Origin of the sequence: Xanthomonas sp. 3307, assembly GCF_014199735.1 — a bacterium.
Classification (GTDB): domain Bacteria; phylum Pseudomonadota; class Gammaproteobacteria; order Xanthomonadales; family Xanthomonadaceae; genus Xanthomonas_A; species Xanthomonas_A rydalmerensis.
On sequence record NZ_JACHOG010000003.1, the window covers coordinates 412943 to 439576 of the forward strand.

Annotated in this window: 20 protein-coding genes; 12 read left to right on the top strand and 8 right to left on the bottom strand. The window is 67.9% G+C overall.

Features of this window, described 5'->3' with window-relative positions; all coding sequences use genetic code 11:
• Window positions 1-7 precede the first annotated feature (7 nt).
• The 5 genes from GGR64_RS10330 to GGR64_RS10350 all read right to left on the bottom strand — a co-directional run bounded on the left by GGR64_RS10330 (window position 8) and on the right by GGR64_RS10350 (window position 10815).
• Window positions 8-2707 carry a glycoside hydrolase family 2 protein gene (locus GGR64_RS10330; RefSeq protein WP_184645651.1) on the bottom strand — a complete coding sequence of 900 codons (2700 nt, stop codon included), beginning with the start codon at window positions 2705-2707 and terminating at the stop codon, window positions 8-10.
• A 16-nt stretch (window positions 2708-2723) separates the two neighbouring features.
• Complete coding sequence (locus GGR64_RS10335; protein ID WP_184645653.1) at window positions 2724-5216, bottom strand: family 20 glycosylhydrolase; 2493 nt, start codon at window positions 5214-5216, stop codon at window positions 2724-2726.
• 119 nt (window positions 5217-5335) lie between these two features.
• Entirely contained in the window at window positions 5336-6391 is a 1056-nt protein-coding gene (locus GGR64_RS10340; RefSeq protein WP_184645655.1) for a glycosyl hydrolase family 18 protein, read from the bottom strand.
• A complete protein-coding gene (locus tag GGR64_RS10345) occupies window positions 6388-8082 on the bottom strand; it encodes an alpha-L-fucosidase (protein ID WP_184645657.1) in 1695 nt (564 codons plus the stop codon). The genes GGR64_RS10340 and GGR64_RS10345 overlap by 4 nt, the downstream gene beginning before the upstream one ends.
• 99 nt (window positions 8083-8181) lie before the next feature.
• Window positions 8182-10815 (bottom strand): TonB-dependent receptor, encoded by a 2634-nt coding sequence (locus tag GGR64_RS10350; RefSeq protein ID WP_184645659.1) that lies wholly within the window; start codon window positions 10813-10815, stop codon window positions 8182-8184.
• A gap of 873 nt (window positions 10816-11688) precedes the next feature.
• On the opposite strand from GGR64_RS10350, the gene GGR64_RS10355 reads away from it, so the two are divergent.
• On the top strand, window positions 11689-12711 hold the full coding sequence (locus GGR64_RS10355; RefSeq protein WP_160965572.1) for a glucokinase family protein: 1023 nt from the start codon (window positions 11689-11691) through the stop codon (window positions 12709-12711).
• A 308-nt stretch (window positions 12712-13019) separates the two neighbouring features.
• Here GGR64_RS10355 and GGR64_RS10360 read toward each other — a convergent pair whose 3' ends face one another.
• Together GGR64_RS10360 and bioA are read right to left on the bottom strand one after the other, a co-directional pair.
• The gene (locus GGR64_RS10360) at window positions 13020-13751 is read right to left on the bottom strand and encodes a 16S rRNA (uracil(1498)-N(3))-methyltransferase (RefSeq protein WP_160965570.1); all 732 of its coding nucleotides are present in this window, start codon (window positions 13749-13751) and stop codon (window positions 13020-13022) included.
• Window positions 13742-15133, bottom strand: a complete 1392-nt coding sequence (bioA, locus tag GGR64_RS10365) for an adenosylmethionine--8-amino-7-oxononanoate transaminase (RefSeq protein WP_160965568.1) — start codon at window positions 15131-15133, stop codon at window positions 13742-13744. The genes GGR64_RS10360 and bioA overlap by 10 nt, the downstream gene beginning before the upstream one ends.
• A 74-nt stretch (window positions 15134-15207) precedes the next feature.
• Between bioA and nudE the strand changes: the two genes are divergently transcribed.
• From nudE to GGR64_RS10420, 11 genes are all read left to right on the top strand, one after another.
• Window positions 15208-15762, top strand: a complete 555-nt coding sequence (gene nudE, locus GGR64_RS10370) for an ADP compounds hydrolase NudE (protein WP_184645661.1) — start codon at window positions 15208-15210, stop codon at window positions 15760-15762.
• Window positions 15759-16559, top strand: a complete 801-nt coding sequence (gene cysQ, locus GGR64_RS10375) for a 3'(2'),5'-bisphosphate nucleotidase CysQ (protein WP_160965564.1) — start codon at window positions 15759-15761, stop codon at window positions 16557-16559. The genes nudE and cysQ overlap by 4 nt, the downstream gene beginning before the upstream one ends.
• A gap of 130 nt (window positions 16560-16689) precedes the next feature.
• Complete coding sequence (gene mazG / locus GGR64_RS10380; protein ID WP_260302993.1) at window positions 16690-17466, top strand: nucleoside triphosphate pyrophosphohydrolase; 777 nt, start codon at window positions 16690-16692, stop codon at window positions 17464-17466.
• Entirely contained in the window at window positions 17463-17786 is a 324-nt protein-coding gene (locus tag GGR64_RS10385) for a YnfA family protein (RefSeq protein ID WP_184645662.1), read from the top strand. The genes mazG and GGR64_RS10385 overlap by 4 nt, the downstream gene beginning before the upstream one ends.
• A 500-nt stretch (window positions 17787-18286) precedes the next feature.
• On the top strand, window positions 18287-18589 hold the full coding sequence (locus GGR64_RS10390; protein WP_160965560.1) for a DUF962 domain-containing protein: 303 nt from the start codon (window positions 18287-18289) through the stop codon (window positions 18587-18589).
• Between the two features lie 68 nt (window positions 18590-18657).
• Window positions 18658-19620, top strand: a complete 963-nt coding sequence (locus GGR64_RS10395) for an SPFH domain-containing protein (protein ID WP_160965558.1) — start codon at window positions 18658-18660, stop codon at window positions 19618-19620.
• Window positions 19621-19623: 3 nt separating this feature from the next.
• Window positions 19624-20055: an NfeD family protein gene (locus GGR64_RS10400; protein WP_160965556.1), complete on the top strand. Its 432-nt coding sequence runs from the start codon at window positions 19624-19626 to the stop codon at window positions 20053-20055.
• Window positions 20056-20379: 324 nt separating this feature from the next.
• A complete protein-coding gene (gcvT, locus tag GGR64_RS10405; RefSeq protein ID WP_160965554.1) occupies window positions 20380-21486 on the top strand; it encodes a glycine cleavage system aminomethyltransferase GcvT in 1107 nt (368 codons plus the stop codon).
• A 100-nt stretch (window positions 21487-21586) separates the two neighbouring features.
• Window positions 21587-21982 (top strand): glycine cleavage system protein GcvH, encoded by a 396-nt coding sequence (gene gcvH / locus GGR64_RS10410; RefSeq protein ID WP_184645664.1) that lies wholly within the window; start codon window positions 21587-21589, stop codon window positions 21980-21982.
• 601 nt (window positions 21983-22583) lie between these two features.
• The gene (locus GGR64_RS10415; protein ID WP_184645666.1) at window positions 22584-22895 is read left to right on the top strand and encodes a hypothetical protein; all 312 of its coding nucleotides are present in this window, start codon (window positions 22584-22586) and stop codon (window positions 22893-22895) included.
• Window positions 22896-23209: 314 nt separating this feature from the next.
• Complete coding sequence (locus GGR64_RS10420) at window positions 23210-23665, top strand: hypothetical protein (protein WP_010344200.1); 456 nt, start codon at window positions 23210-23212, stop codon at window positions 23663-23665.
• 1582 nt (window positions 23666-25247) lie between these two features.
• On the opposite strand, the gene GGR64_RS10425 is transcribed toward GGR64_RS10420, so the two are convergent.
• Window positions 25248-26600 (bottom strand): serine hydrolase domain-containing protein, encoded by a 1353-nt coding sequence (locus GGR64_RS10425; protein WP_184446895.1) that lies wholly within the window; start codon window positions 26598-26600, stop codon window positions 25248-25250.
• Window positions 26601-26634 lie beyond the last annotated feature (34 nt).

Genomic DNA, 26634 nt, shown 5'->3' on the forward strand with positions numbered 1-26634 from the left:
CCGCCCATCACTTCGCCTCCGCCGGCTCGGCCGGGGCGCCAGCAAGGGTCCCGCCCAGGTCGCGCACCTGCAGCGCGGCGCGCAGCTGCTCCAGGGTGGCGCTGCTGTGCACGCGCACGCTCAGCGGCTCGCCCGGCAGCAGTTCGAAGGCATTGTCGGACAGCGTCACGTCGAGGTCGCCGAAGCTCAGCCACACCTGCGCGGCGAGGGTGGCGCTGCTCAAGGTCAGCGCATAGCCGTCGCCGTCCGCGCGCAGCTCGGTGCGGATGTCGGCCTGCGGCCACTGCAGGCGCTTGACCGCGTCGAAGTACACCAGGTTGCGCGACAGCACGCGCTCGCCGTCGAGCAGCTCGAACACCGCCACGCTGCGGCGCGGATCGGCGCGGCGCAGCAGCTGCGCATCGCTGAAGTTGCCCACGCGCACGCTGGACAGCGGCGCCAGCGTCACCGGCTTCTCGGTCTTGCTCAGCACCTTGCCGGACAGATCCATCACCCGCATGCGCCAGCGCGCGGCCAGCGGCGTGGTGCGGTCGGAGACCAGCGACACCTGGGTCTGGCCCTTGTCGTTGCGCAGCGCGGCGATCAGTTCCGGCGCGTAGAAGCGGCGCGCGTGGTACTGCAGCGCCTTCCAGCGGCCGAAGTAGTCCAGGCTCGACCACGACGCGCCGGGCCACACGTCGTTGAGTTGCCAGTACAGCGAACCCATCGATTGCGGCCGCGACGCGCGCAGGTGCTCGGCGGCGAGAGTGATGCCCTCGGCCTGCATGATCTGGCTCAGGTAGACGAAGCTGGCGAAATCCTTGGGCTCGCCGAACGCACGCCGGATGTACAGCAGCAGACGCTTGTTGCCGTTGCCCTTGTCGAACTTCTGGTGCGCGCGCATCACCGGCGACTCCGGCTGCAGGTCGCCGGGTTCGGCGAAGGCGCGGATGGTGCGCATCTCGGGGAACGACTGCAGGCCGTATTCGGACATGAAGCGCGGGGTCAAGTTGAGGTACTCGGTGACCGGCAGCGCCGGGCCGCCCCAGACCTTCCAGTAGTGCATGTCGCCGTCGTCGGGCTGGTCGGCGGCGCCGTCGAAATCGGTGCCCGGCGAGGTCGCCCAGTACGGGGTGTCGCTGTCGTACTTCTGTACCGCTTCGCGCAGCACCGTGCCGAACAGCGTGGTCATGCCGCGCACGATGCGCTCGCGCTCTTCCGGGTCGATCGACTGCTTGAACTTGACCCGGTCGCCCCAGTTCTCCCAGCCGGTCTGCACTTCGTTGTTGCCGCACCAGATGACGATGCTGGGGTGGTCGCCGAGGCGCCGGACCTGCTCCTCGGCCTCGGCGCGGGTGTTCTCGCGGAAGGCCACGTCGTAGGGCGGGATGGCGCCGCCGAACATGAAGTCCTGCCAGATCATGATGCCCAGGCGGTCGGCGTCCTCGTAGAAGCTGTCCGGCTGGTAATGGCCGCCGCCCCACATGCGCAGCATGTTCATGTTGGCGTCGCGCGCGGATTGCAGGAAGCCGCGCATGCGCGCGGCGTCGACGCGGGTGGGGAAGCTGTCGAACGGGATCAGGTTGGCGCCCTTGGCGAACACCGGGATGCCGTTGACCACCAGGGCGAAGCTCTTGCCCCACTGGTCCTTCTCGCGACGCAACTCGACGCTGCGCAGGCCGGTGACGCGCTGTGCCTCCAGGCGTTCGCCTGCGGCGTCGCGCAACTGCGCCTTGAACGTGTACAGGTCCTGGCGGCCGTAGCCGGCCGGGAACCAGCGCTGCGGCTTGGCGATGCGCACCGGCACGGTCAGGGTATTGGCGCCCGGATCGACGATGGCATGCTGGCTGAACTGGCCGACGCGCTGGCCGTCGGGGCCGAGCACGTCGAGATCCAGTTGCACCTCGCCGCTGCGTCCGGCCTGCACCTGCACCTGCGCCAGCAATTGCGCCGCGTCGGCGTCGACGCGCTGCTGGGCGATGCGCAGGCCGTCCACGCGCAGGTCGTCCCAGGCTTCCAGGCGCACACCCTGCCAGATGCCGGCGGTGACGATGCGCGGACCCCAGTCCCAGCCGAAGTTGTACGGCGCCTTGCGCACGTAGGTGGAGCTGTGCCGTGCCACCGGCTCGTCGCCGAACGCCGAGTCGTAGGCGCCGGGCAGCGCATACGGCTGCTTGGACAGCCACGGCTGGATCTTCTTGATCGGCGAGGCGATGCGGACTTCCAGCACGTTGTCGCCGCGCTTGAGCAGCGGTTTGGCGTCGACCCGCCACTGCCGGAACATGTTGTCGGCGGCCAGCAGCTTCTTGCCGTTGAGGTAGACCTCGGCGAAGGTGTCCAGGCCGTCGAACACCAGTTCCAGGTGCGGGCGCGCCAGCAGGGCCGCATCGACCTGGAAATGGGTCTGGTACTGCCAGTCGCTGAGCCCGGCCCACTGGATCTGCGCTTCGTTGTCGCGATAGAACGGATCCGGCACCACCCCGGCAGCGATCAGGTCGGTCTGCACCGTGCCCGGCACCTGCGCCGGCAGCCACTGCGCCGCCTTCGGGTGCGCCTTGGCGTTGGCATCGCCCGGCGCCAGCCGCACCTGCCAGCCCTGTTGCAGCGACAGCGTCGCCGGCGCCGCCGCCTGTCCCAGCGCCGGCAAGGCCAGCGCCAGCAACAGCCCGAGGTGGGCAGGAAGGCGCGTGCGCGACGCGGAACGGGAGCGGCGGGGCGGCTGGGTCATGCGAGGGTCTCCGTGGTCAGTGCGCGGCGGCGGGGGGCGCCTGCGCCGCGGTGTCGATCAGATGGACGGCGCCGATGGCGTAGTACGGGCCGGCGATGGGCGCGGTGGAGCGCAGGCACAGGTCGTGCACGCCGGTCTGCTTGGGCAGCCGTGCTTCCAGCGCGAACTGGTCGCCCAGGGTCTTGCCGGCCGGCAGCGGCAGCCGCGCCAGCAGCTTGCCCTTGCAGTCGCCCAGCCGCACTTCGAACTCGCCGCGCGCGCTGTGCGCCGGATAGCGCTTGACCTTGGCCTGGTCGTGCGCCAGCCCGTAGTTGCGCGCCAGGCGTGCGGCGTCGATGCGGATGCGGTCGATGCCGTCCAGGCGCGCGTCGGCGTAGCGCCAGCAACTGGTGAACAGGTCGATGTTGAACACCGGCGTGTCCTGGTCGGCCAGGTCCGGCAGCAGCGGCACGCGCAGGCCCAGCTCGCCGCCCTCGCACGAGGCCAGGCCCTGGGTATCGCGGCCGAGCAGATTGGCGCGGTCGAGGATGCGGCTGCGCGGTGCGGCCAGCAGGCGGCCGTCGTCGGCGAAGGTGGCCGCGCGCACGGTGACCGGCAGGGTCACCGCGAACGGCGCCGTGTAGCGCGGCGAGTCGGCCTTGGGCTCGCTGCCGTCGGTGGTGTAGCGGAAGCTGCCGAACTTGGCCTGGTTGCCCAGCACCACGGTGGCCTTGCCGCTGTCCAGCGCCGCGTTGTCGCCGCCCTGCAGCGCGATGTCCGGAGCGAAGGCGCCGTCGCCGTAGGCGATGCCCTGCGTGCGGTAGCGATCCAGCTGCGCCGGCAGGCGCTGCAGGAAACCGTTCCAGTCGCGCGCGGCCATCGGCGACCAGCCGGCCTCGGCCACCGCGCTCAGCCGCGGGAACAGCGCATGGTCGATATGCCAGGCGGAGGGGATGTACTCGCTCCACAGCGCAGCCTGCACGCCGAGCACATGCTTGCTCTCCTCGGCGTTGAGCGCGGCCGGCACCGGGTCGAAGCCGTAGACCTTCTGCAGCGGCAGCGTCGCCAGGCGGCCGTTGGGCTCGTCGTTGCGCGCGCTCTGCAGGTTGTCCAGGTACATCCAGCCGGCCGGCGCCAGCACCACGTCGTGGCCCTGCTTGGCGGCGGCAACCGCGCCGTCCACGCCGCGCCAGGACATCACCGACGCACTGGCCGGCAGCCCGCCTTCCAGGATCTCGTCCCAGCCGATCAGGCGCCGCTGGTGCTGGGTCAGGTAGTCGGCCAACTGCTGGTTGAACCAACCCTGCAGCGCATGCGCATCCTTGATGCCGAGCTTGCGCATCTGCGCGCGCACCGCCGGCGAGCGCTCCCACTGGTCCTTGACCGCTTCGTCGCCGCCGATGTGGATGTACGGCGAGGGGAACAGCTGCAGCACTTCGTCCAGCACGCCCTGGATGAAAGTCATGCTCTTGGCGTTGGTGTTGAACAGGTACGGATTGACGCCCCAATCCACCGACACCTTGGGCCGCTGCCGGTTCACCCCGACCAGTTCCGGGTACGCCGCCACCGCGGACTGGGCGTGGCCGGGCATGTCCAGCTCCGGCACGATGGTGATGTGGCGTTCGGCGGCGTAGGCCACCAGGTCGCGGATCTGGTCCTGGGTGTAGAAGCCGCCGTAGCGATCGGGCAGACCGTGGCTGCCGGCGCCGGGCGGGGTGCGCCAGGCACCGATCTCGGTGAGCTTGGGATAGCGCTTGATCTCGATGCGCCAGCCCTGGTCGTCGGTCAGGTGCAGGTGCAGCACGTTGAGCTTGTGCTGGGCCATCGCGTCGAGCAGGCGCTTGACCGTGTCCGGGCCATGGAAATGTCGCGCCACGTCGAGCAGCACGCCGCGCCAGCCGAAGCGCGGCCAGTCGCGGATGTGCACCTGCGGCACGTCCACCTCGCCCTTGCCGGCGTCGGGGGTCATCAACTGCCAGGCGCTGATCGCGCCGTAGAACAGGCCACGTTCGTCGCGCGCCTGGATCAGGATGGTGTGCGGGTCCACGTCCAGCGTGTAGCCCTCGACCTGCGCAACCTCGGTATTGGGATTGAGCTGCAGGCGGATGCTGCCGTTGGCGGGGATGGTCTCCGCGCGCACTTCCAGGTTCAGGCCGCGGGTCTTGCTCAGCAATTGCGACAGTTGCTCGGCCACGCGCTGCGCGCCGGGATCGTCGTTGGGCACCGACAGCACGCTGCCGGTGCCGATGGTGAGGGTGCCGCCGTCGCGCTCGGCCTTGACCGGCGCCGGGATCAGCGGCAGCGGGGTCTTGTCGTCGTCGTCATCGTGTTTCGGGGCAGGCGGCGGCGCCACGGCGGGCTTGGCCGCGGGCGTCGGCGCCGGCGGCGGGGCGCGGTCGCAGCCGCCGAGCAGGCTGCCACAGGCGAGCAGGGACAACCCCAGCCAGGCGTTGCGGGAGGCCGCCGCGATGCGCGCGCTGGCGGGCATCGGGCGGTGCGGCAATCGGGGGTGTGCACCCACTTCAGTCATCGGTCTACCTCAAGCGATCGAGATGCGTATCGTAGAGGCTGTGGGGTAGCCTGGGGTGAGCGCGGCGCTTTCGCTGCGCGCCGCATGGCCTCGTCCCGCATCTCGATCGTGACCGCCGCTCAGCGCGCCGCGGTCGGCAGTTCGTCCCAGACCTTGGGATCTTCGGCGCCAAGCACCCAGCAGCTGAAGCCTTCCAGGCCGTACTGCTTGGTCAGCTCGTAACGCGCGCGGAAGCTGCGCGCGTCCGGGCGGAACACCCACTCGCGCATGTCGTCGCGGTAGAAGTAGAACCACGACTCCTGCTCCACCGGGTCCCATTGCACGGTGGCATGCTGCTCTTCCGCCAGCGGGAACGACTCGTCGGCGTCGATGTAGTCGGCGGTGATGTTCGAGGCTTCGGTGCCGTCGGCCTTGACCGGACTGCCGGTGTACCAGCGGTAGCCGTAGGTGGCGATGCCCAGCGACAGCTTGTCCTTCGGCACCTGGGTCAGCGCGTAGTCCAGGTGCTTCTTCATCCACACCATGCCGTCCACCGGGCCGGGCGTGGTCCAGCGGGTGTGCTGGTCGTAGGTCATCAGGCTGATCAGGTCGGCCGAGGCGCCGAGCGCCTTGAGGTCGTAGGCGCCGCGCCAGTATTCCCACATCCACTTGGAGAACGCCCCGCCTTCGGCATAGCCCGGCGCGTTCGGCACCACCGCCACCGACAGCTTGAAGCCGGCCTTGTGCAGCGCCTCGGCGGTCTGCTTGACCATCAGCGAATAGGCGTCGCGGTCGGTCCAGGCGATGCTCTCGAAATCGAACTGGAAGCCGTAGTAGCCGTGCTTGCGGCCATGGATCAGCAGCGCCGCGATCATGCGCTGCTTGGCGTCCTCGTCGTGCAGCAGCTTGTGGAAGCCGTCGCGGCCGGCGGTCATCGACAGGATCGGCATCACCCGCAGCTTGTGCTGCTTGGCGATCTCGTACAGGTACATGTTCGGGGTGCCGTTGACCAGGCCATTCTGATCCACGCCGTACCAGGTCGGCACCACTACGTCGATCTTGTCGAGGTGGGCCAGGAAGGAGTTGGTCGATTTCTGCGTGTTCATCAGATAGAACAGCGCGGTCGGGTTCTTGGCCATGGCCGGTCCGCAGACCAGGGCGAGGGCGAACAGCAGCCCTGCGAAACGCTTCATCATCGGGAGGGATCCGTTGGCGGGGTGGGGGAGGACAGGTCGATGCGGAACACGTAGGCGTGTTCGCCCACCGGCTTGGCCGGCAGGCGCAGGTGCAGGCCGTCGGCGCGCTGCTCGAACGGCACCGGCTTGCCGGTGGCGAGCAGGGTGACGCCGCGCACGCCATCGGCCGGCTTCAGCGAGCGGATCAGCGCCTTGCCGTCGGCCGGCCAGCCCAGCTCGATCGCGTACAGCGCGCCGTGGCCGGTGGTGAAGCGGAAGTCCTCGGGCGTGTACGGCTTGGTCTTGGTGTCCTGGAAGGTGCCGCCGACCACTTCGGTCGGGCCTTCGCCATAGGTGCGCCACGGCGTGCTGTCGTAGATCGCCTCGCCGTTGGTCTTGAGCCACGTGCCGATCGACAACAGGATCGCGCGTTCGGTGTCCGGGATCGAGCCGTCGGCGCGCGGCCCGATGTTGAGCATCAGGTTGCCGTTCTTGCTGACCACGTCCACCAGCATGTGGATGATGAAGGTCGGGGTCTTGTAGGTGTCGTTCTCGACATAGCCCCACGAGGCGTTGCTGACCGAGGTGTCGGTCTGCCAGTGCGTGGGATGGATGCCGGTGAGCTGGCCGCGTTCGATGTCCAACGTGCCGGCGCCCTCGGGGAAGGCGCCGAGCTTGTAGTTCACCACCACGCCGCCCTTGGCCGCGCCGTGGTTGTAGTAGTACGACAGCATGGTCGGCAGCGTGCCGCGGAAGGTCGGGTGCGCGATCCACCAATCGAAATAGATCAGGTCCGGGTCGTAGCGGTCGATCAGTTCGGTGGTGCGCGCCAGCCAGTCGTCCAGCCAGGCCTGCGAGACCGGGGTCCAGTCGTTGTGCACGTCGGCGTCGTCCTTGCCCGGCAGCCGCACCTGCGCGGGGCCGTACAGGCCGGCGTAGCGCGGGTCGTTGACGTCCGAGTCGAACTGGCGGCCGCCGTCGAAGAACCAGTCGTGCTCGGCGCGGTGCGAGGACAGGCCGAAATGCAGGCCCTGCGCGCGGATCGCCTTGGACAGCTCGCCGATCACGTCGCGCTTGGGGCCCATCTTCACCGCGGTCCAGTCCGACAGCTGCGAGTCGTACATCGCGAAGCCGTCGTGGTGCTCGGCCACCGGCACCACGTAGCGGGCGCCGGAGTCGCGGAACAGCGTGGCCCAGGCCTGCGGATCGAACTTGGGCGCGGTGAACAGCGGGATCAGGTCCTTGTAGCCGAAGCGCGACTGCGGGCCGTAGGTCTGGCGGTGATGCAGGTAGTCCTTGCTGCCCTGCTGGTACATGTTGCGCGAGTACCACTCGTTGCCGAAGGCCGGCACCGAGAACACGCCCCAGTGGATGAAGATGCCGAACTTGGCGTTGTCGTACCAGGACGGCGAGCGGTACTGCTTGAGCGAGGTCCAGTCGGGCCGGAACGGTCCGCCGCGCGCGCCGTCGTTGGCTTCGCGCACCAGACGCGCGCGTTCGGGCGTGTACTTGGCGGTGGCCTGCAGCCACTGCTGGTCGATCTGTTCCGGACTGAGCGTGGTGGCGGTGGGCGCTGTCGGCGACGGCGCGTCCGCGGCGCCGGCGGGCAGGGCCGTCAGCGCGAGCATGAGGGCCAGCGCGCTGGCCAGGGTCTGGCGTGCGGCTCCGGCGTGGCGGGATCGGTCCGCACGGGGGCGGGTCTCGGTCGTCATGGAACGGCACTCCTTGTTGCAGAAGACGATGCCGGCGCCGCCGCGCCGGACACGAAAAAGCGCGCCACCGTGGAGGGACGGTGGCGCGCCGGTGCTACATCAGAACTTGAAGTTCAGCTGCGCCTGGTAGCCGCGGCCGTTTTTGTACATGCCGATCGGCGCGTACTTGACCTCGTTGTACCAGTAGTAGGTCGAGTCGAGCAGGTTGGTCGCGCTGAAGCTCACGCTCATCCAGTCGTTGATCTGATACGACGCGGTCAGATCCAGCTGCTTGTACTCGTCGGTGAACACCTGCGAATCCAGTCGGCCGATCTGAGTGAAGTATTTGGAGCGGTAGCTGTAGTTGACGCGCACCATCCACGGACCGTTTTCCCAGTAGGGGATCACGTTGTAGGTGTTCTTCGACAGATACGGCAGGTTCAGGCCGGGACTTGTGTCGGCGGTGGCGTAGGTGTAGTTCGCCTGCAGACCGAAGCCGTAGCCGAAGGCCTGCTGGTAGTTCAGCGAGGCGCCCTTGACCTTGGCGTCGGACACATTCATCGGCCGGGTCACGCTGTAGGGCTGATTGAAAATGTTCTTTTGAGGATCGCTCAGGATCTCTGTCGTCGTATTCGAGACGATGTAAGAGCTGATGTCGCGATAGAACACTTCAGCCGACAGCATGCTGGACGGTGCGAAATACCATTCGGCAGCCAGATCGTAGTTGGTGGACTCGTAGGGCTTCAGATCCGGATTGCCGCCGCTCGCGGTCAAGTTGGAACCGTTGCTGTTGATCTGGAAGGAGCCGGCCAGATCGCCGTAGCGCGGGCGTGCGATGACCTTGGCAACCGAGAAACGCAGCACCTTGTCTTCGTCCAGATCGTACGCAATGTTGAAGCTAGGCAGCGGCTTGTAATATTGCTTGGTGATCTGAATCGGGGCGTAAGTCGTCACATTGTTGGCACCGGTATTGCTCTGCCAGTAGGACGACTTGTCCTTCGTGTCCACGTAGCGAACACCCAGGTTGCCGCGCCACTTGCCAGACTCGAAGTTCAGCTGGGCGTACAGATCGCTGGTGATCTCCTTGACGTTGAATTCCTGGCCGTACTTCTCTTCGTAGGCACCCTGCGGCAGCCCCTTCAGATAGTTTAGGACCGAGTTCAAATTGGCGGTTGGCCAGTTGACCAGATCGCCGCTTGCACCCAGGCCGTCATACAGTCCGTTCGGCGTGGTGCCCGGATTGAAGGAGGTGAGCAGCACGTCCTGGTTGGCAAACAGCGAATTGCCGCGGGACTGCTGGCCGTTGTCGTGATTGATGTACTTGTAGCCGACCTGCAGCTTGTTCAGCGGGCCCCAGTCCAGGTCGCGCGCGGCATCGAACTGGAAGTACTTTTCCTTGTCCTTGGTCGTGGTGTATTCGACGCCGCCAGCCTGCTGGCCGGTCTTCAGGCCCCAGTTCGACGCGTTGTTGTTGTCGTAGGTAACGCCGGTGTGGCTGCCGTCATAATTGAAGTTGTAACCGCCGTCCTGCAGCAGGTACTTCATCAGGTACTCGGGGTTCTTGCCGCCGGTGGCCTCGGTGGTGCCGACCTGCGAGGTGAACACCCACTTCTCGCCGTAGAAGTCGTGGCGCAGGTTCACGCTCTTGGTGGTGACGGTGCTTTCGCGGTAGTTGGTGTCCAGCTGCGCATATGGCTGGTTGCCGTTGCCGGCGCCGTCGGTGACCGTGGCCTGGGTGACGTAGCCGTTCTGCACGGTCGCGCTGGTGATCTTGTCCTGGTCGCCGCAGCCCGGGCAGACGTAGCGCGATTCGCTGAAGTTGTTGTACTTGCCCTTGATGTAGAGGCCGGTCAGGTTGAACTCGTTCTGATCGTTCGGCTTCCACTGCAGCGCGCCCTGCAGGCCGTTGCGTTCGCGGGTCTGCTGGAAGAAGGCGCTGTTGATGCCCACGGGGATCTTGGCGGTCGCGACGTTACCACCGTCGCCGGAAATGCGCGCGGTCGGCGGGATGCCGGCGCCGGTGTTGTAGCCGAAGAACTCGATGCCGGCGCGCGACAGGTCTTCCTTGTCGTGGGTGGCGGAGATCAACGCGCCGAAGGTCTCGTCGTCGTTCTTCCAGCTCCACAACGCCGAACCACGCGGATTGCCTTCTTCCGAGCGGTCGTTGTAGTTGTAGCCGACCGAGCCGCGGATGGTGTTCTTCGGCAGGTCCAGCGGCTTGCGGGTGTGCACGATCACGGTGCCGCCGATCGAGCCTTCGTCGATGCGCGCTTCCGGGGTCTTGTAGACCTCCATCAGGCCGATGATTTCCGGCGACAGCAGGGTGTAGTTGAAGGTACGGCCGCTGGTGTCGGTCGGGTTGCCGCCCCAGTCGCCCGAAGCGATGGTCTGGCCATTGAGCAGCACGCGGTTCAGCGCCGGATCGGTGCCGTTGATGCTGACCTTCTCGCCTTCGCCGAACTGGCGGTCCACGCTGATGCCCGGCAGGTGCGCCAGCGACTCGGCGGCATTGGTGTCGGGGAACTTGCCGATGTCCTCGGCGCTGATCGCATCGACGATGGAGTTGGCCGAGCGCTTCACCGACTGGCTCTTCTCCAGCGAGGCGCGGTAGCCGGTGACGGTGATGGCATCCAGCTGCTGGACGTTCTTGGAATCCGCGTTGGCGGAAGCGGGCGCTTCCTGCGCGGCAGCGTTACCGGACAGGTACAGCGCGGCCATGATGCTGATGGCTAAGGTCGTGGTGCGGCTATTCATTGGCTAAACCTCTGGGTGAGTACTTGGGCATGAGGTGCAACCGATGTTCCGGCGTGCTGGCCGCTGCCCGGCCTTGTGGATGGCGCCGCGCCTGGTGGCGCTGCGCGGATCGCATCTCGATGCGCGTCGTCCGGTCGCTGACGCGGAAGTAGCCAACCGGCGGCATCGAGGGCGCCAGTCCTTCCTGTGTTCCTGCAGGTAACAACCAAGTCCAGCAATGAAGCAGTGCACCTGCTGCCTGGTCCGGGCGCGCTGCGTCCGTGCCCGGCATCGGGCGTGGTCTCGTCGGTTCGGGGGATGCCGCCCGCAGCGTCAGCGCGCGTCCTGCCACTTGGCGCGGGAGGAGCGGCGATGCGTCGCTGTGTCTGAATCCCCTGAACGTGGCATGTCTTGAAGTTGTAAAACTTGTGTGAGCCGAGTCTGTCGTAGCGCTGACAGCGTTGTCAACACCCGTTTCACGCGGTTTTGACGATTGCCAGCAAGGCTCGCTGCGGCATCTTTCCAGAGGCTTTCACGGGGTGTCCGGCGCACGCTCTAGGTGCTTGTCTACAAAAGAAAACATGGCCGAACACGTGTGCGGCACCGGCACCGCGGCCGACGGGCCCATGCGTGGCAAGGGCTGCCGGGTTGTCGGGCAGGTCGCAGAAATTTGTGCAATGCGGCGAAGTTTTGCGACGGATGTTCACCCATGCAACGGATGGCGACCAGCGGCCATCCACATAACAAGGCGATCGGCCGCATGAAGTCGAGGCGATGAAGACAAAACGACAAGGCTGTGAAATTCATCTTGACAACGTTGTCAGGGTGATCGGACACTCGATCGATCAATCGGCCGAATCGGCGTGTGCCTGCTCTGGCGCAACGGGAGAAGACGTGTCCGCAAGCAGTTCATCAGTGGCAGCGGCCGTGCCGCGCGCCGAGCCCTTCATTGCTGCCGATGTCGGCGGAACCCATGTGCGGATCGGCCTGGTCGCGCGCGCTGCCGATGCCGGCCCGGCGCCGTCTGTCGATGTGCTGGATTACCGCAAGTACCGCTGCGCCGACTATCCCGGTCTGGCCGAGATCATCGGCGAGTTTCTGGACCAGGTGCAGGGCCCGAAGCCGACCCGCGGGGTGATCGCCAGCGCCGGTTATGCGCTCGAGGATGGCCGCGTCATCACCACCAATCTGCCGTGGACGCTGTCGCCCCCGGAGATCCGCGAACGCCTGGGTTTGAAGGCGCTGCATCTGGTCAACGATTTCGAAGCGGTGGCGTATGCGGCGGCGTCGATGGACGCCAGCGAAGTGCTGCATCTGACCGGGCCGCGCAAGGCGCAGCGCGGGCCGGCGTTGGTGATCGGTCCGGGCACCGGTCTTGGCGCCGCAGTGTGGATTCCCACCCATGGCGGCGCCGTGGTGCTGCCCACCGAAGCCGGCCATGCCGCACTACCGGTCGGCAACGCGTTGGAACTGGCGCTGGCGCAGCGCCTGTTGCGCGATCGCCCCTATGTGCCGATGGAGCATTTCCTGTCCGGCCCGGGCCTGCTCAATCTCTATCGCGTGTTGTGCGACCTGCGTGGCGCCACGCCCGCGCATGCCGCACCGGGCGACATCACCGCGGCCGCCCTGGCCGGCGGCGATCCACTGGCGCACGAGGCGCTGTCGGCGTTCTGCGGCCTGCTCGGCAGCGTGATCGGCGACATGGCGCTGCTGTACGGCGTGCAGGGCGGCATCTACCTGGCCGGCGGTTTCCTGCCGCAGATCGGCGCGTTCCTGTCCGCCAGCAGTTTCGTCGAGCGCTACTTGAACAAGGGCGCGATGCGTCCGGCGCTGGAGCAGATCCCGGTGAAGCTGGTCGAACACGGCCAGCTCGGGGTGATCGGCGCGGCGAACTGGTTCCTGCAGCAGCGTCACTGAGCCTGGCGCGGCGATGGCCGCGCCGATGGATGCGCGCCCTGCGGTTGAGCGCGTCGCGCCTGACCTGCGTCGCCGGTCGCGTCGCGCAGACACTTATATATGTCCTCCACGCCAGCAGCGGCTGTTGCCGTTGCGATCACGCCTGCGGGGTGACGTGCAGGCCGAGTAGGGAGCCACGCCCCCTTCCTGTGCAGGTCGCAGGCCGGGCGCTGTCGAATTTCCTGGGATTCCTCTCGCTTCCAGCGGCGCGCGAGCGCCCACGGTGCTGCCGGCGTGGCGTCGCTATTTACGTCATCGCGTATGCGAACTCACAGGTCGCCGTGGTGCGCCTGCAGCGCCGCGATCGCGGCCAGGCCGGCGGTCTCGGTGCGCAGGATGCGCGGCCCCAGGCGCAGGCCGACGAAGCCTGCCGTCTCCAGCGTGGCGCGGTCGCGCGGCGACCAGCCGCCTTCCGGGCCGATCGCGATCGTCGCCGCGTCGCCGCCGATGTCCAGCGAGCGCAGCCGGTGTTCGCCCTGCGGATCCAGGATCAGCCGGCACGGGCTGTCCGCCGCGGCGCGCGCGGCGTCGGCCAGCGCCAGCGGCGCGCTCAGTTGCGGCACGCGCGCGCGGCCGGACTGTTCGCAGGCCGAGATCACCACGCTGCGCCAGTGCGCCACGCGCTTGTCCACGCGCGCCGCATCCAGTTTCACTTCGGTGCGCTCGGCCCACACCGGCACGATCGCGGCGACGCCGAGCTCGGTGGCCTTCTGCAGGATCAGGTCCATCTTCTCGCCGCGCGCCACGCCCTGCAGCAGGGTGATCGCCAGCGGCGACTCGTTGTCGGCCGGCCGCGCTGCGCCGATGCGCACGCTGGCGTTGCGCTTGCCGGCCTGCAGCAGTTCGGCGTCGTAATCGCAGCCGTCGCCGTTGAACAGCACGCAGGGATCGCCTTCGCGCAGCCGCAGCACGCGCAGCAGGTGATTGGCGACGTCCTCCGGCAGGCTCAGTTCGGCGCCGGCGTGCAGCGGCAGGTCCACGTGGCAGCGGGTCAGGCGCATGCCACCGCCTCGTCGATCGCCGCCAGGGTGGTTTCGGCCAGCAGCGCCAGTTGCGCGGCGTCCACGCAGTACGGCGGCATCCAGTACAGCACGTCGCCGAGCGGACGCAGCACCACCCCGCGCTCCAGCGCGGCGCGGTAGGCGTGCAGGCCGACGCGCGCGGACGCAGGGAAAGGTGTGCGCTTGTCGCCGTTGCGGGTGAGTTCGAACGCCACCACCATGCCGGCCTGGCGCACGTCGGCCACGTGCGCATGCTCGGCGAACGGGGCCGACAGCGCGCGCATGGTTTCGGCGGTGCTGCGGTTGCGCGCGATCACGTCGTCCTCCTGCAGGATCCGCAGCGACGCCAGCGCCGCCGCGCAGGCCAGCGGATTGCCGGTGTAGCTGTGCGAATGCAGGAAGGCGCGCTCGCGGCTGTCGTCGAGGAAGGCGTCGTACAGATGCTGGGTGGCCAGCACCGCCGACAGCGGCAGGAAGCCGCCGGTGAGGCCCTTGGACAGGCACAGCAGGTCCGGCATCACCCCGGCCTGCTCGCAGGCGAACAGGGTGCCGGTGCGGCCGAAACCGGTGGCGATCTCGTCGGCGATCAGGAAGGCGCCGTTGGCGTCGCACAGTTCGCGCGCCCGGCGCAGATAGGCCGGATCGTGCATGCGCATGCCGCCGGCGCACTGCAGGCGCGGTTCCAGGATCACCGCGCAGATCTCGCCGGGATGGCGGTCGAACAGGTCGGCCAGCGCATCGGCGGCGGCTTCGGCGCGTTCGCGCGCGCTCTGCCCGGGCGCGGCCTGGTAGGCGTCGGGCGAGGGCGCGAACAGCGCCTCGGCCAGCAGCGGCGCGTACACCCGCCGGTACAGCGGGATGTCGCCGACCGACAGCGCACCGATGGTCTCGCCGTGGTAGCCGTTCTCCAGCGCGACGAAGCGGGTGCGCCCCGGCTCGCCGCGGTTCTGGAAATAGTGGAAGGCCATCTTCAGCGCCACTTCCACGCCGGCCGAGCCGTTGTCGGCATAGAACACCTTGGCCAATGGCGCGCGCCCCTCCTGGCGCGGCGCCAGCGCCAGCAGCTGTTCGGCCAGCAGCACCGCCGGTTCGTGGCTGAAGCCGGCCAGCATCACCTGCTCCAGTTGCGTGGCCTGGGCGGCGATGGCGGCGGCGATGCGCGGCTCGCCGTGGCCGAACAGGTTGGTCCACCAGCTGCTCACCGCATCCAGGTAGCGGCGGCCGCCGTGGTCGATCAGCCAGGCGCCTTCGCCACGTGCGATCGGCACCAGGGGCAGGGTATCGGGGTGCTCGCGCATCTGCGTGCACGGGTGCCAAAGCACGGCCAGATCACGCGTGCGCCACGCGTCGGCCATCTGTGCTGCGGTCAGGTCTGATAGCATTTCGCGCTCATGAACAGGTTCTTCGCTCAGCGCATTCTATCGATCGACGCCGCCCGGCGCCGCAGGGTGCCGGCGTGACCCGGCCGTTGCCGGTCATCAACGCCGTGCGCGCGCGCAGCGAAACCGCTGCCGAGCGCCAGGTCGAGGAGCTGGACCTGGAATTCAGCAACGGCGAACGCCGCGTGTTCCACCGGCTCAAGGCGCCGGGCCACGGCGCGGTGGTGGTGGTGCCGATGCTGGATGCGCAGACCGTGCTGCTGGTGCGCGAATACGCCGCCGGCGTGCACCGCTACGAGCTGGGCCTGGTCAAGGGCCGCATCGATGCCGGCGAGACCCCGCTGCAGGCGGCCGACCGCGAGCTCAAGGAAGAGGCCGGCTACGGCGCGCGGCAACTGCGCGTGCTGCGCGCGATGACCCTGGCGCCGACCTACATGAGCCACCAGTCGTGGCTGGTGCTCGCGCAAGATCTCTATCCCGAACGACTAGCCGGCGACGAGCCGGAGGAATTGGAAGTGGTGCCCTGGAAATTGGCTGAACTGGATCAACTGATGTTGCGTGAAGATTTTTCCGAGGGGCGTTCGCTGGCGGCGCTGTTCATTGCCCGCGAGTGGCTGGGTCGCGCCGAATGATCCGTCTGACCAGTGATTTGCGCGAAACCGTGATCGCCATCGCCATCGATGCCGCCGCGGCGATCATGTCCGTCTACGCCACCGGCTTCGAGGTGGAGCACAAGGCCGATGCCAGTCCGTTGACCCAGGCCGACCTGGCCGCGCACCAGATCATCGTCGAAGGCCTGGAACGGCTCACCCCGGACCTGCCGGTGCTGTCCGAGGAATCGGCGCAGATTCCGTGGGAGGTGCGTGAGCACTGGACCACCTATTGGCTGGTCGATCCGCTCGACGGCACCCGCGAGTTCGTCAAGCGCAATGGCGAGTTCAGCGTCAACATCGCCCTGATCCACCAGGGTGCGCCGGTGTTCGGCGTGGTCCAGGCGCCGGTGGACGGCCGCGTCTGGCATGCGGTGCGTGGCGAGCAGGCGTACCGCCGCGAAGGCTTTCGCGATACCGCGCTGAACACCCGCCGGCCGGCCACCGCGCCGCTGCGGGTGGCGGCGAGTCGCTCGCACCGCGATGCGCGCACCGACGCGCTGCTGCAGCGCATGGGCGAGATCGAACTCGTCGCGCAGGGTTCCTCGCTGAAGTTCTGCCGGATCGCCGACGGCGACCTGGACGTGTACCCGCGCTTCGGCCCGACCTCGGAGTGGGACACCGCCGCCGGACAGTGCGTGCTGCAGGCCGCCGGCGGTGCGCTGCTGGCCGCCGCGACCGGCAAGCCGTTCCGCTACAACCGCCGCGAATCGCTGCTCAACGGCGACTTCGTGGCGCTGGGCGATCCGGCGCTGCCCTGGCGCGACTGGCTGGGCTGAGCCGCGCCGGCGAGCGCGCGCTGCATGGCGCGCGCTCTGCCACACTAGGCGGCAGGCGGCAGCGGTGCCGTCGCATCGGAACCTGCCCGTGACTCCAGCCCGCTACGACCTTCCCGCCCTGCTCGACATCATGGCGCGCCTGCGCGATCCCGCGCGGGGCTGCCCCTGGGATCTGGAGCAGGATTTCGCCAGCATCGCCGCGTACACGATCGAAGAGGCCTACGAAGTGGCCGACGCGATCGACCGCCAGGATCTGGCCGGGCTGAAGGACGAACTCGGCGATCTGCTGCTGCAGGTGGTGTTCCATGCGCAGATGGCGCGCGAGCAGGGGGCGTTCGGCTTCGACGATGTGGTCGCGGCGATCTGCGACAAGATGGTGCGCCGCCACCCGCACGTGTTCGGCGACAGCCAGGTCGCCGATGCCCAGCAGCAGACGCTGAAGTGGGAAGAGATCAAGCGCGCCGAGCGCGCCGCCGCCGGCGAGCGAGACGGCTCGGCGCTGGCCGGCATCGCGCGCGGGCTGCCGGAATGGCAGCGTGCGCTGAAGCTGCAGTCGCGCGCGGCGCGGGTCGGCTTCGACTGGCCCGGCCCGGCGCCGGTGCTGGACAAGGTGCAGGAAGAACTCGAGGAAGTGCGCGCGGAACTGGCACAGGGCGCCGCGGCCGATCCGGCACGGCTGCAGGACGAGATCGGCGACCTGCTGTTCGTCTGCGCCAACCTGGCGCGGCACGCCGAGGTCGATGTCGGCGCCGCGCTGCGCCACGCCAACCTCAAGTTCGAGCGCCGCTTCCGCGCGATGGAGCGGCTGGCGCAGCAGGACGGTGGTGCGCTGGACGGCCTGGCCCTGATGGAGCAGGAGGCGTACTGGCAGCGCGCCAAGGACGAAGAGCGCGCCGCAGCCGGATGAAGACGCTGCTGCTGTTCGTGCTGACCGCCGTCGCGGAAATCGTCGGCTGCTACCTGCCTTATCTCTGGCTGCGCGAACAGCGCAGCGCCTGGCTGCTGCTGCCGTCCGCGGGCAGCCTGGCGGCCTTCGTCTGGCTGCTGACCCTGCATCCGGCCGCCAGCGGCCGCGTCTATGCGGCCTACGGCGGCGTCTATGTCGCCGTCGCCTTGCTGTGGTTGTGGACGGTGCAGGGGATGCGCCCCACGCGCTGGGACCTGCTCGGCGCCGGGCTGTGCCTGCTCGGCATGGCGGTGATCATGTTCGCGCCACGCCAGGGCTGAGGCCTGCGCGGCAGCTTGTCTTGCGACAACGAGAGGCCGGCCGGCGCGTAGGAGCGGCTTCAGCCGCGACGGGCGTTCCCGGTAAAGCCCTTCGCGGCTGAAGCCGCTCCTACAGGACACATTTCGTTGCGATTGGCGGTGCTCTGCAGCGGCGCAACGTGCCATCGGCGAGTCGTGTAGCGGCTGAACCCGTTCCTGCGAAACTCACCGCACGTCCCGCTGCGTTGGCGCTGCGCAGCGCGTGAATGGAGATGACCCGACGCCTTGCCCGCAACGCGATGACGTGTCCCGCTTCCGAGGCGTTGTGCCCTGCAGCAGTTCTTTGCAGGTGGGCGGTTTCCATGCGGTCACCGAATCGTAGACATGCCTGGTGCGGCGCTGCGGTCTCCTGCGTGAGCACATCCGGCGACCGCACCTGCGCGTCGCATCCGTGCGCTGCGAGCGACACCCGCGCTCCCGGCGTATGCTGGACGCCTGCGTCGCCTCGGGAGGGCCATCGCATGCGCCGCTTCGCCAGCTTCCGTGAGTTCTATCCGTTCTATCTGAGCGAGCATCGGCATCGAGTGTCGCGACGGCTGCATTTCGTCGGCAGCCTCGGCGTGCTGGCGAGCCTGCTGCTGGCACTGTGCACCGGCCAGCCGCGCTGGCTGTGGGCGGCGCCGGTCTGCGGCTACGGCTGCGCCTGGATCGGCCATTTCGTGTTCGAGAAGAATCGTCCAGCCACCTTCAAGCACCCGCTGTACTCGCTCGCCGGCGACTGGGTGATGTTCAAGGACATGCTGCTGGGCCGCATCCGCTGGTGACCGGCACGTGCGCCTGCGCTGGCTATACTGCCGATTCGATTCCTTCTTCTGGTTAATGGAGCAACCTGATGCCGTCTACCTTCTTCCTCACGCTGGTGATCCTGTTCTTCGGCGTGGTGGTGCTGTTCAAGACCGTGCGCATGGTGCCGCAGGGCTTCCAGTGGACGGTGGAGCGCTTCGGCCGCTACACCCACACGCTCTCGCCCGGCCTGCACTTCCTGATCCCGTGGATGTATGGCGTGGGCCGCAAGGTCAACATGATGGAACAGGTGCTGGACGTGCCCAGCCAGGACGTCATCACCAAGGACAACGCGGTGGTGCGGGTGGACGGCGTGGTGTTCTTCCAGGTGCTGGATGCCGCCAAGGCGGCGTATGAAGTGTCCAACCTGGAGATCGCCACCATCGCGCTGGTGCAGACCAACATCCGTACCGTGATCGGCTCGATGGACCTGGACGAGTCGCTGAGCCAGCGCGAGACCATCAACGCGCAGCTGTTGAACGTGGTCGACCATGCCACCAATCCGTGGGGCATCAAGGTCACCCGCATCGAGATCCGCGACATCCAGCCGCCGCGCGACCTGATCGACTCGATGGCCCGGCAGATGAAGGCCGAGCGCGAGAAGCGCGCGCAGATCCTCGAAGCGGAGGGCTCGCGGCAGTCGGAGATCCTGCGCGCCGACGGCGAGAAGCAGGCGGCGGTGCTGGAGGCCGAAGGCCGCAAGGAGGCCGCGTTCCGCGACGCCGAGGCGCGCGAGCGCCTGGCCGAAGCCGAAGCGCGGGCGACGGCGATGGTGTCCAAGGCGATCGCCGAGGGCGACGTGCAGGCGATCAACTACTTCATCGCGCAGAAGTACGTGGAGGCGTTCAAGGAACTGGCCACCGCGCCGAACCAGAAGTTCGTGCTGATGCCGATGGAGTCCAGCGGCATCATCGGCTCGATCGCCGGCATCGCCGAGTTGGCACGCGAGGCGCTGAACAAGCAGACCACCCCGCCTGCGGTGCCGCGCGTGCCGCCGCGCAACGGAGTCTGAGCCATGCGCATTGAGGTGGTGGCCTGGGGTGCCCTGACCTTGTTGCTGTTCGCGGCCGAATCGCTGGCGCCGGGCGCCTTCATGCTGTGGATGGGCTTCGCCGCCGCAGCGGTGTTCCTCGCGGTACTGGTGTTCCCGGACATCTCCCTGCTGCTGCAGGTCGGCGCGTTCGTGGTGCTGAGCTTCGTCTCGATCCAGGTGTATCGCACCTGGTTCCGCAACCGCGGCCGGGCCAGCGACCAGCCGTTGCTCAACCGCCGCGCCGAGCAATTGATCGGCCGCGTGGTGATCCTGGATCAGCCGATCCACGGTGGCCGCGGCCGCGCCAAGGTCGACGATGCGTTCTGGGTGGTCGGCGGCCCCGACCTGCCCGCGGGCAGCGCGGTGCGTATCGTCGGCGTGGACGGCATGACGCTGCTCGTCCAGGCTGCTTGAACGCCGGGATTGGGGAGTCGGGATTGGGGATTCGCAGGAGCGGCTTCATCCGCGACCCCGGATCGATGGCAGGTCGCGGCTGAACCTGTTCCTGCGTAGTGCGTTATCGGGCGCCAATCCTTCGGATCGGGACGGCCGCCCCTACGAATCCCCAATCCCGAATCCCCAATCCCAGCCTTCGCTGAAGCCGCTCCTACGGCGCTGCGCGATCGAGCGCCAGTCCTTCGGGTCCAGGAAGGCCGCTCTTACGAATCCCCAATCCCGACTCCCCACTCCCGGCTCACTGCCAGCGATAATGGGGGACTTTTCTCACGGACCCGCGCCATGACCCAGAAGACCATCCTCAACGACAGCCACCGCGCCCTCGGCGCCAAGATGGTCGACTTCGGCGGCTGGGACATGCCGATCCACTACGGCTCGCAGATCGACGAACACCACCAGGTGCGCCGCGACGCCGGCATGTTCGACGTCAGCCACATGACCGTGGTCGATCTGCACGGCGAGCAGGTTCGCGCGTTCCTGCGCCATCTGCTGGCCAATTCGGTGGACAAGCTGAAGGCGCCGGGCAAGGCGCTGTACACCTGCATGCTCAACCCGCAGGGCGGGGTGATCGACGATCTGATCGTCTATTACATGTCCGATGCGTTCTTCCGCCTGGTGGTCAACGCCGCCACCCGCGCCAAGGACCTGGCGTGGATCGGCGAGCAGGCGCAGGCGTTCGGCGTGCAGGTCCGCGAGCGCGACGACTTCGCGATGATCGCGGTGCAGGGTCCTAACGCGCGCGCCAAGGCGATCGGCCTGTTGCGCGAGCAGGACCGTGCCGCGGCGCAGAAGCTCGGCCGCTTCGCCGCGATCGAGGCGACCTCGATCGACGGCGTGCCGCTGTTCGTCGCGCGCACCGGCTACACCGGCGAGGACGGCTTCGAGATCGTGCTGCCGCAAGAGCAGGCGCCTGCGTTCTGGGATGCGCTGATCGCTGCCGGGGTCAAGCCGGCTGGCCTGGGCGCGCGCGACACGCTGCGCCTGGAAGCGGGCATGAACCTCTACGGCCAGGACATGGACGACAGCGTCTCGCCCTACGAGGCCGCGCTGGCCTGGACCGTCACCCTCGACGAGGGCCGCGACTTCATCGGCCGCGCCGTGCTCGAGGCGCAGAAGGCCGGCGGCGCGCCGCGGCAGATGATCGGCCTGGTGATGGACGAGAAGGGCGTGCTGCGCCACGGGCAGAAGGTGCTGACCGCCAACGGCGACGGCGAGATCCTGTCCGGCACCTTCTCGCCGACGCTGGGCAAGGCGATCGCCTTCGCGCGGGTGCCGGCCGGCGAGCCGGGCGCAGTGCGCGTGGACATCCGCGGCAAGGAAGTGCCGGTGCGCGTGGTCAAGTTCCCGTTCGTGCGCGAAGGCCAGGTCCAGCCCGGCGTGCTCGGCTGAGTCCGGGCCGCGACCGCGGCGCGCGCGCCATCGTTCCCGCGCGCGCGGTTCGCTACACTAGCCTCCCATCCTCGATACCGTCTTCTTCCGGAGCAGCCCCATGAGCGAGATCCCTGGCGACCTCAAATTCCTCAAGTCCCACGAGTGGGCCCGCGTCGAAGGTAACGGTCGCGTGACCATCGGCATCTCCGACCATGCCCAGGGCCTGCTCGGCGACCTGGTCTACGTCGAACTGCCGAACGTCGGCGATCACGTCGAAGCCGGCAACGGCGTGGCCGTGGTCGAGTCGGTCAAGGCCGCCTCGGACGTGTACAGCCCGCTGAGCGGCAAGGTGGTCGAGGTCAACGCCGCGCTGAGCGACAAGCCGGAAACGATCAACGAAGACGCCTACGGCGAAGGCTGGATCCTGGTGCTGGAAGCGGACGATGCCGAGCAGTTGAACGAACTGCTGTCGCCGGACGAGTACGCCGAACTGCTCGAGGAAGACGGCCACTGAGCCGACTGCCCGTCGCGACACCCGAACCGGCCGCCCAGTGCGGCCGGTTTCTTTTTGGGTGCCGCGCGGTGCGGTCGCCACCGTCCGCGCGTCGGCGGCGCCATTCTTTGCATGGCTATCCCGGAACCCGCGTCGCCGGCGTCGCCGCGTGCGTCGCTGCGAAGACGATGTGAGGTCGCCACCGGGCAGCACCGCGAGGGCAACGCGTTCGCCCTGGCTGTAGGTAGCTGATGCATGCGATCCACGCGTCGGTCAGTGCCGGTTTTCCGACGCGGCGCAGGTGCAGCACGGCATGCAGGCGCGATGTGGGTTGGCGACGCGGGCAGTGGCGACGTGGCTGCGCTTCGCACGTCGCCGATGTGCGACGGCGCGGTGTGTGCCGGCGTCAGCCGGCGACCTGTGCGATCCGCGCCGGTCGACACACCCATGCGACGGCATCGGTGGAAGCACGAGGTGGAAGTGGGCGAGGGCCGTCGCATGCGTGGCGGTGTGTCGGCGACGTGTGTGCAGGTCGTGTCGCGGTGGTGCGAAGTGTCGCGTCTCGGCGACGCGGTGCGCGACGCATCGCGCGCGTCGAGGTCGCCGCACGACGCAAAAAAGTTTGCGCACTTTTGCGCATTTGCACTTGTGCGATGCCGGAACCGCATGCGGTCGCGAAATTTTTTTTCAGCTAGCGGACAGGCTGGCGCGCACCACCGCAGTTGCCGCCGACGCGTCGCCGATGCCTGTCCGCAACGCGATGGCGGCAGTGCGTCGTTGCAGAAAACACGGAAATTTCCCTGCTTTTTTTGCATGCGCCGATTTCCTTGCGGTGTCGGCAGCGACGCTCGGCGGCATCGGTGAGGCGGCCGGCGTGGCATGCGGCGGTCGCGGCGCGCGCGCCAGCGAAAAAAAATTTGCGCAGAAGTGTTGACAGTAAAAAAAACCGTGATTAGGTTTCGCCCAGCAGACGTTGCTGCGCAAGCGAGTGAATCGGATCGACATCAAAACGCGAAGCACAACTTGGACATCCGCCAGGAACCCGAAGATGGTGGAGTTGGAGTCGCTTCCCTCCGAGAAACGCAACGTCTCCCCTGGCATCGCACCCGTATCGACATTCGGTACGGGTGTTTCTGTATCCGATCCGGCCCGCAGCGCGCGCCGGCGGTTCCCGCAGGCGGAGCATCGCCGCGAGGTTGCTTTAACTGGGCATTTTCAATCCATAGTTCACTGACGAGGAGCCATCCCATGGCGACGAAAAAAGCTGCGAAAAAGCCGGCCGCTAAGAAGGCGGTCAAGAAGACTGCCGCCAAGAAGCCGGCAGCGAAGAAGGTTTCGGTAAAGAAGGCGGTCAAGAAGGTCGCCAAGAAGGTGGCCAAGAAGGTCGCCAAGGTGAAGAAGGCGGTCAAGAAGGCCGTTGCCAAGAAGGCAGTGAAGAAGACGGCAAAGAAGGCCGCCACCAAGAAGACCGCGAAGAAGGCCGTCGCCAAGAAGGCGGTGAAGAAGACCGCGAAGAAGGCTGCGACCAAGAAGACCGCGGCGAAGAAGACGGTGAAGAAGTCGGCTGCCAAGAAGCCGGCCGCGAAGAAGGCAACTGCGAAGAAGGCCACCGCCAAGAAGACCGTGGCGAAGAAGAAGCCGGCCGCTCGCAAGAAGAAGGCCGCTCCGGTCGCGCTGCCGGCGACGCCCGCGCCGCTGATCTGATCCATCCCGATCGCTGTTCCTAGACTCTCTCCCCGGTGCCCAGCGGGGAGGGAGTTTTTTATTTGCGATGGCTTGCCGTGCGTGATCGCAGCCTGGACCCGGTCGCCTCCGAGGCGTCCGCCTGTCCCAATCCACGCCGACCGTCCTTTCCGCCCCGATTGCAGGTCGCGATGTGGACAGTGTCTTTGCGACTTGCACTGAGCGCGGCTGACTAGCGACGCCTGGACGTCCCGCCTGTCTCAACCACACCGGCTGTCCTCTGCGCCCCGCCCCGCATGCCAGGTCGCGACGTGGACACCGTGCCTGTGCGTTTCTACCCGCGTACCGCTGACTGGCGGCGCCTGCCGCGTCCCTCTGCCTCAACCCACGCCGAGCGCCCTCTGTGCCTTGCCTGCAAGGTCGCGACGTCGGCGTTGTGCCTGTGCGTCTCGTACCGCGCCTCGCTGACTGGCAGCACCTGCTGCGTGCGCCCGTCTCAACTCACTTCGACGGTCCCCTGTGCGCTGATTGGTCAGTCGCCATGTAGATGTTCTGCCTGCGCACCTCCCATCCAGATCGCGACTGCACGTCGTGCCATCGCTGCGTTGTCGGATGCCTGTGGCCGATGGTGGTGCATCCGTCGGGCGTCGGGACTTCCCGGCGTGCGCGTGTCGCCTCGGCAACCACGTGCGCACCACGCGTGCGCAGGCGGGAGAGGCGAGCGGCCTGTGCCACAGCGATAAGCATTCCGCCTCTGCGTCTTGCATCGGGAGCGAACCTGTACGTCTGTCCACCGCTGTGGGGGCAGCTGCCAGTTGTGATGGCGCGCATCCATCAGGTCTTCCCGACGTGCGCGTACCGCCTCGGCGAACGCGCGAGCAGGCGGGTGCGGTGAGCGACTGCGTCACGGCGACACGCCTGTCACGCCACGCCGGTGGGCGGCAGGCAGGGGAGGCGCACCCAAGTGAATGCACACACCCTGACGAAGACCACCTGACCGCCGCGATGCGCGGCTGCGGGAGGAACCGGGGATGCCTGGCGTCCGCGGATCGGTCGAGGCATCGTGCGCCGTGCGTGCTCTGCGTGCTCTGCGTGCTGTTCGTAGCGTGCGCCGCGGCGCGCCAGTACGCCACGCCGAACGCTTGATGGGTCATTGCTCTTCGCCGGTTGCATGGACGGCAGGCGCGCTGCGCGCTGCCCATTGCTTGCGATCTAGCCGCCAGCATGCCGGCGGCGGCCGCGGGACGGCGCCGCGGGGCGCGTGCTGTCCGCCAGATGCGGGATCGTGGACGACGCAGCGAAGCGCAGCGTGCGTCTTGCATGGTTGTGGAGAGGGATGGCGCACGGCTGGAGCGGCCGCATGCAGGTGCCCTCCACCCTGTTCCGCTGTGGCTGTGGCTGTGGCCGATCGTTCGTCGTGGATTGCTGTCGGCCGTTGCGCTGCCGCGACGTGACCGTGCCGCCCCATGGCCGCATCGCCGCAACTGGAACAGCGCACATCCGGCGACGGCGGGGCAGCAGCTGTCTGCAGCGCATCCACGCCTGCAGACAGCAGAAAGGCGGCTTGCGCCGCCTTCTGCGAGGATGCTGCGTGACACCGCGCTCAGTGCGGCGAGGCCACCGACTTGGACGAGGACGCGCCCTTCTTGTCCTTCGGATCCGGACGCTCGGCCATCAGGTTGTCGCTGCCGAAGTCGGTGTCCACGTCCAGCCAGCGCTGCGCAGGCAGGCCGATCGCGCGGTCGAGGACGGTCGGCAGCAGGCCCGAGGGCAGGCCGCTTTCGCCGTTCCACAGAATCGCCACAGCGAAGTCGCGTTCCGGCACCAGCGCGATCAGGCCCCGGTAGCCCTGCACCGCGCCGGCATGGAAGATCACCTGGTGGCCGGAGTAGTCGAACACGCGCCAGCCCAGCGCGTAGCTGGCCGAGTTGACCCGCGCGCGGCGCCAGCCCGAGCGCATCTCGCCCGGGGTGAGGATCAGCGGTGCGTGCAGGGTCGCCAGCAGCGGCTCCGGCAGCACGTCCGGGCGATGCCCGGTCTGCGCGATCAGCCACTGCGCCATGTCGCTGATGCTGGCGTTGACGCCGGCGGCGGGCGCCAGGCGGTAGTAGGTCGGCTTGGGCGTCAGCGAGACCCAGCCGTTGCGGCTGCGCACATGCGGGCGCGCCCAGCGTGGGCTGGCCTGGATGCCGGCCAGGCCCATGCTGGCGTCGTTCATGCCCAGCGGCTTGAAGATGCGGCGCTCCACCGACTGCTCGTAGAAGCTGCCGGACGCGGCGAACACCACGTCGCCGATCAGGCTGAAGGCGACGTTCTGGTAGGCGTAGCACTCGCCCGGCGCGCACTTCAGCGGCGCATAGGCGAGCTTGTGGCTGAGCGTGTAGTAGTCGAGGTTGGATTCGACGTCGCGGTCGTAGGCGTTGTAGGTGAGACCGACGCGGTGGCTGAGCAGGTCGGCGACGTTCAACTGGCGCGTGGCCACCGGATCGCTGAGCTGGAAGCCAGGCACGTAGTCGACGACCTTGCTGTCCCAGCGCAGGGTGCCGTCGTTGACCAGCAGCCCGGCCATGGTGCCGGCGAACGCCTTGGACAGCGAGGCCAGGCGGAACACGGTGTGCGCATCGACCGGCTCGGGACGGTTGACGTCGGTGACGCCGTAGCCGCGCGCGCTGAGCACCTGGCCGTTGTGCACGATGGCCATCGCCAGGCCGGGCACACGCTCGCCATAGGTCAACTGTTCGGCCACAGACTCCAGCGCGGCGACGTCGAAGTCCCTGGCCAGCGGCAGCACCTGGCTCTGGGTGAGCGAGGCGCGGTAGGGCAGCGGCTGGGTCGGCGAGGTGTAGCGCGTGGCTTCGGTGTGCAGCGGCGGCGGCAGCGGTTGCGCGGGCGCCGGCGTCTGTGCGGTGGAGGACATCGCAAAGGGCAGCAATGCCCCGAGCAACCCGGTTGCCACCGGTCGAAGGAGCCGGTGCCTGCTGTTCTGTGTC

What these genes read in the sequence shown, in the direction of transcription:
- GGR64_RS10395 (WP_160965558.1), top strand. Translation starts at nt 18,658, where the DNA reads ATGCCGTCTACCTTCTTCCTCACGCTGGTGATCCTGTTCTTCGGCGTG.
- GGR64_RS10340 (WP_184645655.1), bottom strand. Translation starts at nt 6,391, where the DNA reads ATGATGAAGCGTTTCGCAGGGCTGCTGTTCGCCCTCGCCCTGGTCTGC.
- gcvH (WP_184645664.1), top strand. Translation starts at nt 21,587, where the DNA reads ATGAGCGAGATCCCTGGCGACCTCAAATTCCTCAAGTCCCACGAGTGG.
- GGR64_RS10400 (WP_160965556.1), top strand. Translation starts at nt 19,624, where the DNA reads ATGCGCATTGAGGTGGTGGCCTGGGGTGCCCTGACCTTGTTGCTGTTC.
- GGR64_RS10345 (WP_184645657.1), bottom strand. Translation starts at nt 8,082, where the DNA reads ATGACGACCGAGACCCGCCCCCGTGCGGACCGATCCCGCCACGCCGGA.
- GGR64_RS10330 (WP_184645651.1), bottom strand. Translation starts at nt 2,707, where the DNA reads ATGACCCAGCCGCCCCGCCGCTCCCGTTCCGCGTCGCGCACGCGCCTT.
- gcvT (WP_160965554.1), top strand. Translation starts at nt 20,380, where the DNA reads ATGACCCAGAAGACCATCCTCAACGACAGCCACCGCGCCCTCGGCGCC.
- GGR64_RS10350 (WP_184645659.1), bottom strand. Translation starts at nt 10,815, where the DNA reads ATGAATAGCCGCACCACGACCTTAGCCATCAGCATCATGGCCGCGCTG.
- GGR64_RS10360 (WP_160965570.1), bottom strand. Translation starts at nt 13,751, where the DNA reads ATGCGCCTGACCCGCTGCCACGTGGACCTGCCGCTGCACGCCGGCGCC.
- bioA (WP_160965568.1), bottom strand. Translation starts at nt 15,133, where the DNA reads ATGCTATCAGACCTGACCGCAGCACAGATGGCCGACGCGTGGCGCACG.
- GGR64_RS10385 (WP_184645662.1), top strand. Translation starts at nt 17,463, where the DNA reads ATGAAGACGCTGCTGCTGTTCGTGCTGACCGCCGTCGCGGAAATCGTC.
- GGR64_RS10335 (WP_184645653.1), bottom strand. Translation starts at nt 5,216, where the DNA reads ATGACTGAAGTGGGTGCACACCCCCGATTGCCGCACCGCCCGATGCCC.
- GGR64_RS10390 (WP_160965560.1), top strand. Translation starts at nt 18,287, where the DNA reads ATGCGCCGCTTCGCCAGCTTCCGTGAGTTCTATCCGTTCTATCTGAGC.
- GGR64_RS10420 (WP_010344200.1), top strand. Translation starts at nt 23,210, where the DNA reads ATGGCGACGAAAAAAGCTGCGAAAAAGCCGGCCGCTAAGAAGGCGGTC.
- mazG (WP_260302993.1), top strand. Translation starts at nt 16,690, where the DNA reads ATGGCGCGCCTGCGCGATCCCGCGCGGGGCTGCCCCTGGGATCTGGAG.
- cysQ (WP_160965564.1), top strand. Translation starts at nt 15,759, where the DNA reads ATGATCCGTCTGACCAGTGATTTGCGCGAAACCGTGATCGCCATCGCC.